Origin of the sequence: Gilliamella sp. Pas-s95 (assembly GCF_009795795.1) — a bacterium.
GTDB lineage: Bacteria > Pseudomonadota > Gammaproteobacteria > Enterobacterales > Orbaceae > Gilliamella > Gilliamella bombicola.
Genome location: NZ_WTFC01000011.1, coordinates 23,606 through 37,695, shown reverse-complemented (window position 1 = coordinate 37,695; position 14,090 = coordinate 23,606). Strand labels below are relative to the sequence as shown.

The following is a 14,090-nucleotide window of genomic DNA, read 5'->3' as shown; positions in this document are numbered from 1 at the left end:
TTATATTCTAAAAATCTTATTTTTTAAGTAAACTTGCTTCAACTTGTTTAAGTAAATCCAAACCTTGTTTACAAGCTGAGTCTTGATTATCTGCAGACAGTGAAGAAATTTGTTGTTTACCAATTTCTAAGTTTTGTTTAATCATATCAGATTGTTGTTTAGTTAAAGAGCCTTCAGGGATGGCTTTGACTAAACCGTCAACTTTATCAAAATAGGTTTTACAAGATTCAGGTAGATCCGCCATAGAAATTGCAGAAAAACCTAATAACACAACAGATAATAATAACTTTTTCATTTTCTTTCCTTACATCATAAATTTATTAAAAATATTATTAAAGATGATAATTAATGCTAGAAATAGTCAGGATATGGTAAAAAATTTAATGAGGGAAGTCTATATAAGAAAATACCCTATCAGTAACTATTTACTGATAGGGTAGAAAATCAAAAAATAAAATTTAAATCATTAGATAATGATAACATCTGCTGCTGCAGGACCACGAGGGCTGTCTTGAATTGAGAATTCTACTTGTTGACCTTCGCCTAATGTTTTGAATCCATCGCCAGAAATTGCTGAAAAATGTACAAATACATCTTTACTACCATCAGCAGGAGAAATAAAACCAAAACCTTTACTTTCGTTGAACCATTTAACTTGACCAGTTTTCTTAGACATAATAATCTTCCTATAAATAAATTAATCTCAGCCATTAAAGGCTATATTTAAAAACATAAAACCTAGGTTACTTAATTAACACGAAGAAGAAGATACTGAAGAAAACTAATCTCTAAGACAAAGTAAACTACAAACTACATATATCTAAATGTTATAAAATAAATCCGCATGTCATATGCTTAGGTCTATTTACTCATAAAAAAGTAAGTAATGCAAGCAATCTTTTGAAAAAGATTATTAATAATGAGGAAATAAAAAATTTATAACATTTAATTCAATAAGATAACATTATCAATTTATGCCGTATTACCCCTCTGCCATTTCCTTTGATTTTTTTATAGCTGCCTCTACCGCATTAATAATTGCAGATCTAAATCCTTTTTCTTCAAGCGCATGAACACCTTCAATAGTCGTACCTGCAGGTGAACAGACCATATCTTTTAATTCACCTGGATGTTTACCAGATTCAAGCAGCAGTTTTGCCGATCCCATAACAGCTTGAGCTGCGAATTTGTAAGCTTGAGCTCTTGATAAACCACCTTTCACAGCACCATCAGCTAATGCCTCAATAAACATAAAAACAAAGGCTGGAGAAGAACCACTCGCACCAACAACAGCATCAATTAAATACTCAGAAACAACTTCAGTTTCACCAATACAATTTAATAATTGTTGAACTATAGACAATTCTTCATCGGTAACTTCAGTATTAGGAGTAATAGAGCACATAGCAGCATTAACAAGAGCTGGCGTATTTGGCATCACTCGAATAATTTTTTGCTCATAACCTACACATTTTGCAATCGTTTTAATGGTAACACCCGCTGCAATTGAAATAACGATAGTATTCTTCTTTAATTCTTTTTGAATATCATTAAGTACATCAACAATCACATTAGGTTTAACGGCAACAAATACAATATCAGACTTGCGAGCAACCTCTCTTGCAGAATCAAGATTATTAATTGAATAAACCTGATTAAGAACCTGACCTTTTTCTAAATGAGGATCATAAACATACATTTGTGTTCCAGAAACAATATTGCTCGCTAAAATACCTTGTAATATAGCATTGCCCATATTACCTAAACCAATAAAACCAATTCGCTGTTCCATTTATTATCCCTTCTTTTACAAAAGACTATTTGAAAGATTATAAATGATTTTAAATATAAATCTCAAAATTTTGCATTTAAAAATGCAACGCTAACTTTTATAAACTATAAACAATAGCAAATAGTGTTAACTTTCTGGCATCACTTGCATACCATATTGTTGGCCTGTTTGCATTAGTGAAAAAATTTGTTTGATCTTCCCTTCATTGATTAAATTACTGACAGCTGGTGTATTGATAAGAATTTCAAATAATGCTTTACGACCATTCTCAGTGGGTACTAACTTTTGACTTATAATTGCTCTTAAATTATTTGATAATTGTGTACGAATAAAACTACGGGAGCTTTCATCAAATACATCAACAATACGATTAATACTTTGAATGGCAGAACACGTATGTAACGTAGCAAAAACTAAGTGTCCCGTTTCTGCAGCTGTCAATGCAGTTTGGATAGACTTTTTATTGCGCAATTCACCAAGCAATATAATGTCAGGATCTTGCCTTAAAAGACTATCAAGCGCATGGTCAAAATTCGTAAGTTCTCGCTGCTGAATTAATGAATGTTGATTATGATAAACAAATTCAATAGGATCTTCTAAAGTAAGAATGTGTTTAAATTGAGTTGAGTTAATATGCTCAATTAATGATGCAAGCGTCGTTGATTTGCCACTTCCTGTGGCTCCCGTGACTAAAATAATCCCGCTTTCATGAGTTATTAGCTTTTTAAATACCTCGGGAGCACCTATTTCAACTAATTCCGGAATATGGCTTTTGATGATACGAAATACCGCTGAAATACCACGTTGTTGATAAAATATATTGATCCTAAAACGCCCTATTTCAGCAGATTGGTAAGATAAATCAATTTGCTTTTCTTGTTGTAATTGTATTTTTTGTGATTCAGTGAGTAACGTTAATAGTTCAGCTTCTAAGTCTAAAGGTGATAACTTTTCGTTTGATAAACATTTTAATTGTCCATTAATGCGAATGCGGGCAACTTCACCACTTGAAAGGTGCAAATCGGATGCCTTTTGCGTTACACTAAGCGACAATAGTGAATTTAACATTACATTTGACCTATTAGTTATTAATTGGGAATTAATATGAATACAGTACGTGACAATTTACTCGCCATTAAAAGCAAAATTCAAAAAATAACCGAAAAATGCGAAAGAGATCCCAATACAATTGAACTTATTGCTGTTAGTAAAACAAAACCCGTGGACTTAATCAAACAAGCAATTGATGCTGGCCAACTTTCTTTTGGTGAAAACTATGTTCAAGAAGGTGTTGAAAAGATCCAGCACTTTAAACAAACCCTTCCCAATACTCCATTAACGTGGCATTTTATTGGTCCATTACAATCAAACAAAAGCAAATTAGTTGCCGAACACTTCGATTGGATGCATACCATTGATCGCTTCAAAATCGCACAACGTTTAAATGACCAGCGCCCTACATCAATGGCTAAATTAAATGTATTAATTCAGGTCAATATTAGCCACGAAGCAAGTAAATCAGGGATTTTACCTGACCAAGTCGCTGATTTGACTAAGCAAATCCTTGCATTACCCAATTTAAAGTTGCGCGGTTTAATGGCCATTCCTGAAATCGAAAATGATTTTGACAAACAATTACATGTCTTTACCAAAATGCAGGAACTGTTAAATTCTTTACAATCCGACTATCCATTTATGGACACATTATCAATGGGCATGAGTAACGACATGAAAGCGGCGATTGTTGCAGGTAGCACAATGGTTCGCATCGGTACGACAATTTTTGGAGCAAGGCAGTATTTGTGATATATTGCCTAGATAGTTTATTTTAAGGAGTGTTGAATGGCATCGCTTTATTTTTTAGGAAAAACCGTTTTAACGATATGCTTATACGTTTTAATTTTGCGCTTATGGATGCAACGAGTACGGGTCAATTTCTATAATCCATTTACCCAATTTATTGTCCGAATAACCCAACCAATTATTGCTCCATTACGTAAAGTTATTCCCTCTATTAAACACATAGATACAGCTACATGGGTTCTTTTATACTTTTTTGCTTTCATAAAAATTACGTTTATTGGCCATTATGGAATCATCAATAATTTTAGCTGGCCTGTTGGATATCTCTTATATGCCATTGCTGCCATCGCTCATGCTTTTGGACATCTACTATTTTGGTTATTACTATTTAGAGCAATTTTAAGCTGGGTAAGCCGAGGACAATCGAATGCTGATGAGTTGCTTGCACAACTAACAGAACCATTTATAGCACCAATTCGACGCATCGTACCACCTATTGGTATGATCGATATTTCATTTATGATTTTTGTATTTATTTTGATGTTTTTAAATATGTTTGCTATCGATATTGTTGGGGATTTATGGCTTGTACTTTAAATTCAGATAAGAGGAAGCAATAGCTTCTTTAGATTATTAACAAAGAGCTCGCTTTTAGCGAGCTTATTTTGATCTAATAAAAATAAGTAAATAACTACAAACCTTTCCAATACTGGAAGTTACCCCATAAAAATCAGTCAGAAAAGGTATTGATTTTATTTAAGTTTTTATTCTGCTTTTTTAAGAGAAATTACATCACTGATATTCTAAATTAAATCATATAAAGGCTGGTGAGCAATCTGAGGACGCTATAACCCTTTTTAGAGAATATGATCTTCCCAACAAATCACATCTTTTTCATAAACAATTCGATTTTTAACAGAAATTTTCAGCTTGTGCATAAGCTTCTTATTACCTGTAATAAGCGGATGCCAATCGGGCAATCTCCCCGTTTCAGAAAAATAACGATAAGTACAAGTTATAGGTAACCATTCAATGGTAAGAAGATTATCGCGAGTCAACTTGATACAATCAGGTTCATAATCGAAGCGGTTATAATAATGCTTACACTGGCAAGTATTCGAATCTAGCAAATTGCAAGCTACGTTAGTATATAAGATTTCGTCGGTATCTTCGTCCATCAATTTATTTAAGCAACACTGACCACAACCATCACAAAGTTGTTCCCATTCCTCATCACTCATCTGTTCTAGGGTTTTGTGCTCCCAAAATGGTTCAATCATACTTTAAAATCATCTTCTTTTAACATTTGCAAGAAAAACCCATCAGTTTTAATTTTTTCTTCTATTTCATCAGAGCTACCAACAACAAAACGGCGTTTTCCATCAAGTAATACTTTCATGGTAAACACTGGAGTACCAAAAAGAGACATTATTTTTTCAGGAATAGCTGAAAAATCGTTTTCCTTATCCATATATAAATAACAATTTTCTTTTTTGGTACTTCGATAAATATAACACCACATCATAAAACAAAACCTTTACTTATTAATATTATGTAAGACAATTCTGCAAATAAACACCAGCGCCAAACAACCCCGGATCTTCATGAGTTATCACATAAACAGGAACTTTTTTGACTAAATACGACATACGACCTTTATTTTCAAAAGCCTGTCTAAACGGTGATGCTTTAAAAAACTCAATAAAGCGAGGTACTATTCCCCCAGCAATATAAACACCACCTAGCGTATTAAGCATTAATGCTAAGTTACCGCCAAAACGTCCCATAAAAGTACAAAAATAGGTTAAAGTTTGCAAGCAAAGTGGACAACTATGTGATAAAGCTTTCTGAACAATAATGTCTGGCGTAATCTCTTCTACTGGTTGATTATTAATTTGTAATAGAGCTTGATAAATATTAACTATACCATTACCTGATAAAAATCGCTCGGTAGAAACACGTCCAAATTTTTTGCGCAGTTGCACTAAAATACGATCCTCATCATCACTTATCATCGGAAGTTCGGTATGTCCACCCTCTCCAGACAAACTAATCCAACGCTCACTGACTTTAATCAAATGTGACACACCAAGCCCTGTACCTGCGCCATAAATAGCAATAGGATAATTTAAATCAGGTTCATCACCACCAATTTTTACAAGATCCTGTTTGGATAATTTAGGAATTGACGTTGATACAGCAGTAAAATCATTAATTACTTCAAGCTTAATCAGATTTAATTCTTTAATAAGTTCAGAACGTGAAAATGACAAATTATTATTGGTCATTTTGATCACATCACTATCATCAATCGGGCAAGCAATAGCAATACAAGCCATTTCAACGATTATTGATTGAGATGCTAAATAGTTTTTAATTAATGTTAATAACACATCATCTTTTGCAATAAGTACTTTAGTAATTGCAGATAACTTATTAGTCTCTAAATTATAAAGTGCAAATCGTGCATTTGTTCCACCAATATCGGTGACTAGTGCATATTGATTCATGCTATTTCCTTTGTGATAAATTAATTTTTATTTAAATAACAAGCTTTAACCATCAAGAGAAGAAAGCATAATAGCGAATATTATTAAATAGTTATATTAAATTCCGTTAATTACCTTACAGATACGACAAAGATAATTTCCGCTAAACGAGCAAAGTATTAACGGCTAAAGACAATAGGATTAAGTAAATAGATCTATAACCACTTTTTCAGTTTAAAATAAATATAAGGAGCAACACCTGCTAGTAACATTAATAATAATGAAAATGGGTAACCATATTCCCATTTTAATTCGGGCATAAACTCAAAGTTCATACCATAAGCAGACGCAACCACAGTTGGAGGTAAAAACACAACCGAAACAACCGAGAAAATTTTAATAATTCGGCTTTGTTCAATATTAATGAAACTGGTTGCCGCTTGCATCAAAAAGTTCACTTTCTGAAATAATGACTCATTATGAGGAACAAGTGACTCAATATCACGAATAACTTCGCGCGCCTGTTCTAGTTGATCTACTGGCATTTTTGCACGACGAACTAAATAGTTAACAGCACGTTGACTATCCATTAAACAAAGCCGTACTTTCCACGCAGTATCTTCAAGCTCTGCCAATGAGGTAATCGCTTCATCATAATGTTCTTGCGCAGAACGATCCATAATAATTAAACTTAATTCTTCTAATTCACTATAAATATTTTCGATTTGATCTGCTAACTGCTCAACTTTAACTTCAAATAAGTCAAGTAACACTTCATAAGGATTGCCATCACTCATACTTTGATAGCGCGATCGCATACGATACAAACGAAATGCAGGTAAATCACGTTCACGTAGTGTAAATAAACGTCCATTATGCACTGTAAAAGCTACAGTTGAGTTACCTGCACGATCTTCTGCGTCTTCATAAAAGAAAAATGAGTGAACATGTAGCCCTTCGTTATCTTCAAAAAAACGAGCTGACGCTTCGATATCATCTAGCTCAATACTGGTTGCTAAGTTTTGTCCTAAATGTGTTAAAACAAAATCGCGATCGGCTTCTTCTGGTTCAATTAAATCAATCCAGGTCGCATTATTTATATCGCCTTCATTAATTTTTACTAATTGTTTGTTTTTTAGCCCAAACGCATTAATCATAAGGCCTCCTGTAGGGGAATAATCTTTTAGAACATAACATTAACAAATGTTTGGCATTATACCCGTTATAACAATAAATTCCTATGTCTAAGCCAATCTTTCTATATTTTTACAAAATGAGGGTAAAATTCCATTATTAAATTAAATTCGCTGATATTACCGCAGTCTCATGTTACAATATGCGCCTTAAAATACTTATGCAATTTTTAGGAGTTAATAATGGCCAATAGAGGAATAAATAAAGTCATTTTAGTCGGTAATTTAGGTCAAGATCCCGAAGTTCGTTACATGTCTAATGGTAATGCAGTTGCTAATTTTAGTATCGCAACATCAGAATCATGGAAAGATAAACAAACAGGCGAAACCCGAGATCGTACTGAATGGCATCGTGTTGTCGTATTTGGTAAACTCGCTGAGATCGCAGGCGAGTATATAAAAAAAGGCACTCAAGTCTATCTTGAAGGACAACTACAAACGCGAAAATGGCAAGATCAATCAGGACAAGATCGCTACACGACAGAAGTTGTGATCAATCCAATTGGCGGTATTTTACAAATTTTAGGCTCCCGTAATAGCGGTGAAAGCATGGATGGCAGTTCACAAAACTGGGGGCAAAGTGCTAATAACACTTCATCTGCGCCAGCGTCTCAAGCTCGTCCTACAACACAAAACGCACCGACACAACCTACAACTGCGCCAGAGCCTCCAATGGATTTTGATGACGATATTCCATTCTAGGATCATCATTCATTTATTATACAATGTTGGGCGTTAACTACGCCCACATATCATTTTCTATCTATTTCAATTATACTTAACTGAATTCTTGTCAAATCAAAAAATAAATCTATGTTGGAACTTTTACAAGCTATCGGCTTTGGTTTAATTTTATTTATTCCATTAACGAATCCATTAACCACAGTAGTACTTTTATTAGGTCTATCGGGTGAGATGACCAATGAAGAACGTAATTACCAATCAAAACTAACCTGTATTTATGTATTTATGATTATGGTAGTATCGTTTTATTGTGGGCAATTGGTGATGAGTACGTTTGGTATATCGATTCCCGGATTACGCATTGCTGGAGGTATGATTGTTGGCATTATTGGCTTTAGAATGTTATTTCCACAACAACCATCACATAAAAGCCTTGAAGCAGATGCAAAAAAGAAAGAGATCTCAAATAATATAGCTTTTGTTCCGCTCGCCATGCCAAGTACCGCTGGGCCAGGAACCATAGCAATGATCATCAGTATGTCGTCAACAGTAAAAAGTGGAGGCTATAACGTTTCAACTTGGGTTGTTTACACTGCCTCAATATTAGTGCCTCTATTGTTATCTATTATTCTTTGGTTTTGTATGCGCAGTGCTGGCAGTATAATGCGTTTTATGGGGAAAAGTGGCATTGAAGCCACTTCAAGAATTATGGGATTTTTATTAGTTTGTGTTGGTACACAATTTATAATCAATGGTGTTAAAGAGCTTATATTAAGCTTTCCTAATATTTAATATAAAAACAATTTAACAAAACTAAAAGGTTGGTATGTTTTTAATCATTTCCACCCGCATCAAATAATCATAAAGTGGAACTAGCTGCTTAAACCCTTTAGTCAATTTTTGGGGTAAATCACTATTTAACACGTCTTCAATATGATTGCTTGTCACCATAACCGCAAGATTTTTTCGGTTATACCATGTAGCTATTTTTGCATCTTGCTCTTTGATTAGTGGTCGTTTATAACTTTCACCAACAAGCTCAAATGGTTTTTTAACACAATGCGCCATCGCTAAAAATTTCTGAGTATCATTAAGGATTTCTTCTCGAAAAATATCCATCGTTTGTTTTGATGAACAATAATAACCAAGACCATATTGATAGCTACTTGGGCTAATTTCAAAAAAATAAGCAGGTGCTTCTTTCCAATCTCGATTGGGTCTTTTAAAAGTCAGCCATAATCGACTACGATAAAGTGATTTATCATTTGAAAAACGAGTATCCCGATGTATACGGGAAATAGTTTTACCAATAGCAGGGCTAGTTTCAAACCATTCATCAATTTTGAGCATTTCTGGTGTTAGTTGCTCAACCAAAAGTCTAAACGGCTTAACTAAATCGTTATCATAAATAGCACGATGTTGTTCAAACCATGGTTTACTATTATTTATCCAAGCATCTTGCAAAAAATTAAGACCAGCTTGGGTAAAGCCGGTAAAATTAGCCATAGCTCAATCCTTAAATAGTGCCCTTACTTTTTCCAAATCTTCTTGTGTATCAACACCAATCGCTGGCGATTGCTTTGCAACTGCAACATGTATTTTTTCGCCGTACCAAAGCACTCTAAGTTGTTCTAACATCTCAATTTGTTCAAGTGTAGATGGCGCCCAGTTGATATACTGACGAATGAAGCCAGCACGATAAGCATAAATACCAATATGACGAAGATAAAAATCACCAATACTGGATTGTTTTAATAAATCAACCGATTTAGCAAATCGATCGCGTTCCCAAGGAATTGTAGCACGAGAAAAATAAAGTGCATAACCCTCTTTGTCGGTCACAACTTTAACCGCACCGGTATTAAATGCCTCTTCAACAGAATTAATTGGTACCGCTAATGTTGCCATTCCCGTTTTATATTGCACCAAGTTTTCAGCCACTTGATCAATAATAACTGGAGGAATTAAAGGTTCGTCACCCTGCACATTAACAATAATTTCATCATCAGCAAATTGAAAAGTATTAATGACTTCTGCCAATCTTTCTGTACCAGAATTATGTTTGTTACTAGTAAGGATGACTTCTCCTCCATGTGCTTTGACTATATCAAAAACTTGTTGATGATCAGTTGCAATAATCACCCGATTGGCTGACGATTTTTTTGCTTGCTCCATCACCCGCACAATCATAGGTTTACCATGAATATCCGCTAGAGGTTTAGCTGGCAAACGACTTGAAGCATACCTAGCAGGAATAATAACCGAAAAATTCATAATTAACGCCTTATATTTTATTCTTGAACAGACGATGATTGATTGAGTGGTTTTGCTTCACATTCAAGCAAAATAGGAATGTTATCTTTGATTGCATAAACCAGATTATCTGTTTGGCAAATTAACTGCTGATTGTTGGTATCATATTGTAGTTGCCCATGGCATTTAGGACAAGCAAGTGCACTTAATAAGATTTCTTTCATATTTTATTCTCTTTGAGATTTTGTCTTAGCTAATAACAAACAGATCTGATCAATTGCTTCTACGGGGATTACCGCATCAATGGGTAGATACCACCAATTTTTCTGGGCAAATTGCCTACATTTAACGGCGTCTTTTTCAGTCATTAAAAGTGTTTGTTCACTACTTGCGACATTGTTTAACAACGGTAAAGTAAATTTTTGATGATCTGCAAAAGAAACGGTTTTAACCACATCAGTTTGCATATTGATCAGCATATTAAAAAAACGTTTTGGATTACTAATACCCGCAATAGCATAAATATTTTGCAATGAAGATAATGCTTTTTTTTCTTTAGTTAATAAATTCACTGCATATAGTGGCGTTAATTGCATGGTGTAGGTTTTATTTGGATATTGCTGAGCCAAATTATTTACGCTATCACCGTTTATAATAATCAGATCAACCGATTTTAATCGTCCTTTCCGCTCTCTCATTGGTCCTGCCGGCATCCACCATCCATTACCAAATAAACGTTTTCCATCAACTACTACCACTTCAATGTCGCGCGATAATGCATAATGTTGTAAACCATCATCCGTCAAAATGACATCTAACTCATACTGCTTTAATAATGCTTGAACAGCTTCAGCTCGGTGGGGCGATACCGCAACAGGCACATTAGTACGTTGAAAAATAAGTACCGGCTCGTCACCAGCTTGTTCAGTTGTGGTTGTATTATCTAAAATAAGCGGATAACTATCAGCCTTGCCACCATACCCTCGCGAAACAACGCCAACTTGTAATCCTTTTTGTTTTAACGATTCAATTAAACCAACAACCAGTGGTGTTTTGCCATTACCACCAACAGATAAGTTGCCAATAACAATAATAGGTACAGGAGAACGCCAAGATTTAAAAATACCTAATTGATACAAAGAGTGGCGAACAAAAGCAATCAAACCATATAATAAAGAAAATGGCATGAACAACCAAAATAATCGATTTTTACCATACCACATTTTTTCAATCATAACTTTAACATCACTTAATTACATTCAGTAAAATTGTTTTATCTTTTAATGTCGATATAACAATTATTAACATGGTTGCCTATAGCAAACGATAGCCTATTTTACTCATAAATTGGCAAACTACCAAACCAATCATGATACCATCTGGGTTTAATTTCGCCTCGCATGGTTTTTAACTTCCAAGTATGTTTATCAAAAAATAGGCTTATTTGACCAGTTCTAGCTGTAACATAATAATCTAAGTGTAAATCTTGATACCTTGTTATTACCTTATGGGATGGTAGTTTCCAGGGATTATAACGAGATGTAGACGCTAACGATTTTACTGCTTTAACGTGATTTAAAAAAGTATAACTTGATGAAGTAGTACTACCATGATGCGGAATTTGTAAAATAGTAGAAGCTAACTGATTTCGATATTTTGTGACTAACTGATATTCCTGATTGCGCTCTAAATCTCCTGTTAATAATACAGAAAAGTGCCCATCAGTTACTTGTATTACACAAGAGTCCTCATTTTGTGCATATTCAACCAGTTTATTAGGCCACAATATATCAAATGTTAGCTCGTTCCAATTAACACGATTACCAGCTAAACATGGATAATCATTATTTAAATCAAAAGAGGAACTCATTAACCATGCCTTAGGGTAAATTTGTTGAAGCAATTTCAAACCTCCAACATGATCATTATGTTGATGACTAATAATAATTCCTTGTACATTCAAATTATGCCATTGCAAAAAAGGTATAATAACCCTTTCCATAGCAGAACTTTTTCCCCAGTTGGCTCCTGTATCGTATAAAATAGCTGACGTTCCATCATGAATAACAATCGCCAATCCGTGACCAACATCGAGCATATCCAATCGCCAACGATAATGCTGATGTTTAAAAAGTGGCGTGACTAATAACATAAAAATGACTAATAAAGTAATTCCAAAACAACGCCACGTTCCAGTACGTATTATAATGACAACTAACCAGCCTAAAAAACTTAACCAATAAAAGTTTGAAGGTATATTAAGCCACAATAAGTTAAGCCAATTCAAACTGAAAAATAACCATTCCAACGATTTATCAGCAACCATCCACCACCACAATGCGATATAAAAACAATCCATCAAAGTAAATGCCAACGCAAATAAAACAGCAGGGAAAGTGCATAATGAAATAATAGGAATCGCAATTAAATTCGTTAAAATAGAAACCGCACTAATACCCTGAAAAATAAAAAGTTCAATAGGCATCAACAACAAGGTCAAACCCAATTGTAAATGCAATAACCTAACTATATACCAACGCTTTTTATGCTTTATTTCTTGAGGTATTGGTAACCATTCAAATAAAAAAATTAAGCTAATTACTGCGTAACAAGATAACCAAAAACTCTCAGATAAAATCATCAATGGATCAAACAACAATAACAACGCAATAATTCGATTAACTTTTTGCCATGCACTAATTTGATGTTTTTTGTAACGTAAATAGATCCAAATTGATAAAGCCAATATAGCACGTAATGTAGGTGGACTGAAACCAGTTAACCATGCGTAAAAAAGTGCGCACAACCAACCAACGATAATCGGCACAAAAAAACAGATAAAACGCTTTGGAATAAAAAACAGAACAGTCTTAACAAAAAAACAACTAAGACCAAAAACCAATAAAATATGCATACCCGATATTGCCATTAGATGGGCAACACCTGTTTGCATCATAACAGTACGAAGCGAGTCATCTAATTGAGAACGATCTCCAAAAGCAAGGGCTAAGAGTATGCCTCGATAACTAAATAGATCAATGTAAGGTAGTGCCAAATCAATAATAGATTGTCTTAAATTAGACTTATCATCTAGCAGTTTGGCGTCAATTACTTTAGCTGATAATAAACTTCGGTTTGCTATCGAAAAGCGCTGACTATCAAATCCTCCTTCATTTAAATATCCATGCACAACTTTTGTTTTTAGTGTTAATTGCCAAATTTGCCCCGATTTTGGCATAGATAAATTATCCCAATAAACCGAGATCGGAATATCATTAGAAAGCGTAACATCTGAAATAGAAAAAACAGAAAATGACATATAATAAGGTTCAATATCTGTTGTAGATTGTCTAGTATTGATATTTTGGACCTTTGCTTTAACAACTAACGTTTTATCAATATAAGACGAAATACTTGATAAATATTGCTTAGAATAAGCAGTAGACCACAAAATACCTAAAACAAACACAACAAAAATAGACAAATACCAGCGCAATTTAGCCGGAACAACCAATGCAAAAATAACCAAAATAATGGCAATAAAATACCACTGAAAATCAGACAATAAATGAGGCAAAAACAGTAATGGCAAACACCCTAATGAAAACATGATCGCCAATAAATCAAGAGAACAAAATTTTCGCATCTACGCTCGCCATATTTATTAAAAATAAAAAGCCAGCTTATCAATTGATATTATAAAAAAATAACTGAATTTGAATCTTTCGATCTGAGTTCCATTTTAACTATTAATCTTGATAATATTTATTGAAATTACAGGTAAAGGTTCAGAGATTGTTAACGATGATAACTAACGAAACGTTGATTTTTTTTAACTAATGAATTATGGAGCATGAATAAAATGAGAGGAATTCA

Annotated in this window: 17 protein-coding genes; 4 read left to right on the top strand and 13 right to left on the bottom strand. The window is 33.9% G+C overall.

Going from position 1 to position 14,090, the window contains the following annotated elements:
* Positions 1 to 16: 16 nt before the first annotated feature.
* The 4 genes from GQ598_RS04435 to GQ598_RS04420 form a co-directional block, all read right to left on the bottom strand.
* On the bottom strand, positions 17 to 295 hold the full coding sequence (locus tag GQ598_RS04435) for a DUF5339 domain-containing protein (protein ID WP_160402525.1): 279 nt from the start codon (positions 293 to 295) through the stop codon (positions 17 to 19).
* Between the two features lie 171 nt (positions 296 to 466).
* The gene (locus GQ598_RS04430; RefSeq protein WP_091349846.1) at positions 467 to 676 is read right to left on the bottom strand and encodes a cold shock domain-containing protein; all 210 of its coding nucleotides are present in this window, start codon (positions 674 to 676) and stop codon (positions 467 to 469) included.
* A gap of 306 nt (positions 677 to 982) precedes the next feature.
* A complete protein-coding gene (gene proC, locus GQ598_RS04425; protein WP_160402524.1) occupies positions 983 to 1,792 on the bottom strand; it encodes a pyrroline-5-carboxylate reductase in 810 nt (269 codons plus the stop codon).
* Positions 1,793 to 1,918: 126 nt separating this feature from the next.
* Positions 1,919 to 2,860, bottom strand: a complete 942-nt coding sequence (locus tag GQ598_RS04420; RefSeq protein WP_160402523.1) for a type IV pilus twitching motility protein PilT — start codon at positions 2,858 to 2,860, stop codon at positions 1,919 to 1,921.
* A 36-nt stretch (positions 2,861 to 2,896) separates the two neighbouring features.
* Between GQ598_RS04420 and GQ598_RS04415 the strand changes: the two genes are divergently transcribed.
* Positions 2,897 to 3,598, top strand: coding sequence for a YggS family pyridoxal phosphate-dependent enzyme (locus GQ598_RS04415; RefSeq protein WP_160402522.1), 702 nt, complete (start codon positions 2,897 to 2,899; stop codon positions 3,596 to 3,598).
* A gap of 36 nt (positions 3,599 to 3,634) precedes the next feature.
* A complete protein-coding gene (locus GQ598_RS04410) occupies positions 3,635 to 4,192 on the top strand; it encodes a YggT family protein (RefSeq protein WP_160402521.1) in 558 nt (185 codons plus the stop codon).
* A 260-nt stretch (positions 4,193 to 4,452) separates the two neighbouring features.
* Here the strand turns inward: GQ598_RS04410 and GQ598_RS04405 are convergent, their stop codons facing one another.
* The 4 genes from GQ598_RS04405 to corA all read right to left on the bottom strand — a co-directional run bounded on the left by GQ598_RS04405 (position 4,453) and on the right by corA (position 7,241).
* Positions 4,453 to 4,875 carry a YcgN family cysteine cluster protein gene (locus GQ598_RS04405; RefSeq protein WP_091349864.1) on the bottom strand — a complete coding sequence of 141 codons (423 nt, stop codon included), beginning with the start codon at positions 4,873 to 4,875 and terminating at the stop codon, positions 4,453 to 4,455.
* On the bottom strand, positions 4,872 to 5,120 hold the full coding sequence (locus GQ598_RS04400; protein WP_091349868.1) for a YcgL domain-containing protein: 249 nt from the start codon (positions 5,118 to 5,120) through the stop codon (positions 4,872 to 4,874). The genes GQ598_RS04405 and GQ598_RS04400 overlap by 4 nt, the downstream gene beginning before the upstream one ends.
* Before the next feature lie 25 nt (positions 5,121 to 5,145).
* On the bottom strand, positions 5,146 to 6,105 hold the full coding sequence (gene glk / locus GQ598_RS04395; protein ID WP_160402520.1) for a glucokinase: 960 nt from the start codon (positions 6,103 to 6,105) through the stop codon (positions 5,146 to 5,148).
* 194 nt (positions 6,106 to 6,299) lie between these two features.
* Complete coding sequence (gene corA / locus GQ598_RS04390; RefSeq protein ID WP_091349874.1) at positions 6,300 to 7,241, bottom strand: magnesium/cobalt transporter CorA; 942 nt, start codon at positions 7,239 to 7,241, stop codon at positions 6,300 to 6,302.
* A 219-nt stretch (positions 7,242 to 7,460) separates the two neighbouring features.
* Here corA and GQ598_RS04385 point away from each other — a divergent pair, with 219 nt between their 5' ends.
* Together GQ598_RS04385 and GQ598_RS04380 are read left to right on the top strand one after the other, a co-directional pair.
* A complete protein-coding gene (locus GQ598_RS04385; protein ID WP_091349876.1) occupies positions 7,461 to 7,979 on the top strand; it encodes a single-stranded DNA-binding protein in 519 nt (172 codons plus the stop codon).
* Between the two features lie 111 nt (positions 7,980 to 8,090).
* Positions 8,091 to 8,753: a MarC family NAAT transporter gene (locus GQ598_RS04380; RefSeq protein ID WP_091349879.1), complete on the top strand. Its 663-nt coding sequence runs from the start codon at positions 8,091 to 8,093 to the stop codon at positions 8,751 to 8,753.
* A gap of 21 nt (positions 8,754 to 8,774) precedes the next feature.
* Here the strand turns inward: GQ598_RS04380 and GQ598_RS04375 are convergent, their stop codons facing one another.
* From GQ598_RS04375 to GQ598_RS04355, 5 genes are all read right to left on the bottom strand, one after another.
* Positions 8,775 to 9,467 carry a DUF2461 domain-containing protein gene (locus GQ598_RS04375; protein WP_160402519.1) on the bottom strand — a complete coding sequence of 231 codons (693 nt, stop codon included), beginning with the start codon at positions 9,465 to 9,467 and terminating at the stop codon, positions 8,775 to 8,777.
* Between the two features lie 3 nt (positions 9,468 to 9,470).
* The gene (gene kdsB / locus GQ598_RS04370; protein ID WP_160402518.1) at positions 9,471 to 10,235 is read right to left on the bottom strand and encodes a 3-deoxy-manno-octulosonate cytidylyltransferase; all 765 of its coding nucleotides are present in this window, start codon (positions 10,233 to 10,235) and stop codon (positions 9,471 to 9,473) included.
* Positions 10,236 to 10,252: 17 nt separating this feature from the next.
* The gene (locus GQ598_RS04365) at positions 10,253 to 10,438 is read right to left on the bottom strand and encodes a Trm112 family protein (RefSeq protein ID WP_160402517.1); all 186 of its coding nucleotides are present in this window, start codon (positions 10,436 to 10,438) and stop codon (positions 10,253 to 10,255) included.
* A 3-nt stretch (positions 10,439 to 10,441) separates the two neighbouring features.
* A complete protein-coding gene (gene lpxK / locus GQ598_RS04360; protein WP_160402516.1) occupies positions 10,442 to 11,449 on the bottom strand; it encodes a tetraacyldisaccharide 4'-kinase in 1,008 nt (335 codons plus the stop codon).
* A gap of 101 nt (positions 11,450 to 11,550) precedes the next feature.
* Positions 11,551 to 13,860 (bottom strand): DNA internalization-related competence protein ComEC/Rec2, encoded by a 2,310-nt coding sequence (locus GQ598_RS04355; RefSeq protein ID WP_160402515.1) that lies wholly within the window; start codon positions 13,858 to 13,860, stop codon positions 11,551 to 11,553.
* Positions 13,861 to 14,090 lie beyond the last annotated feature (230 nt).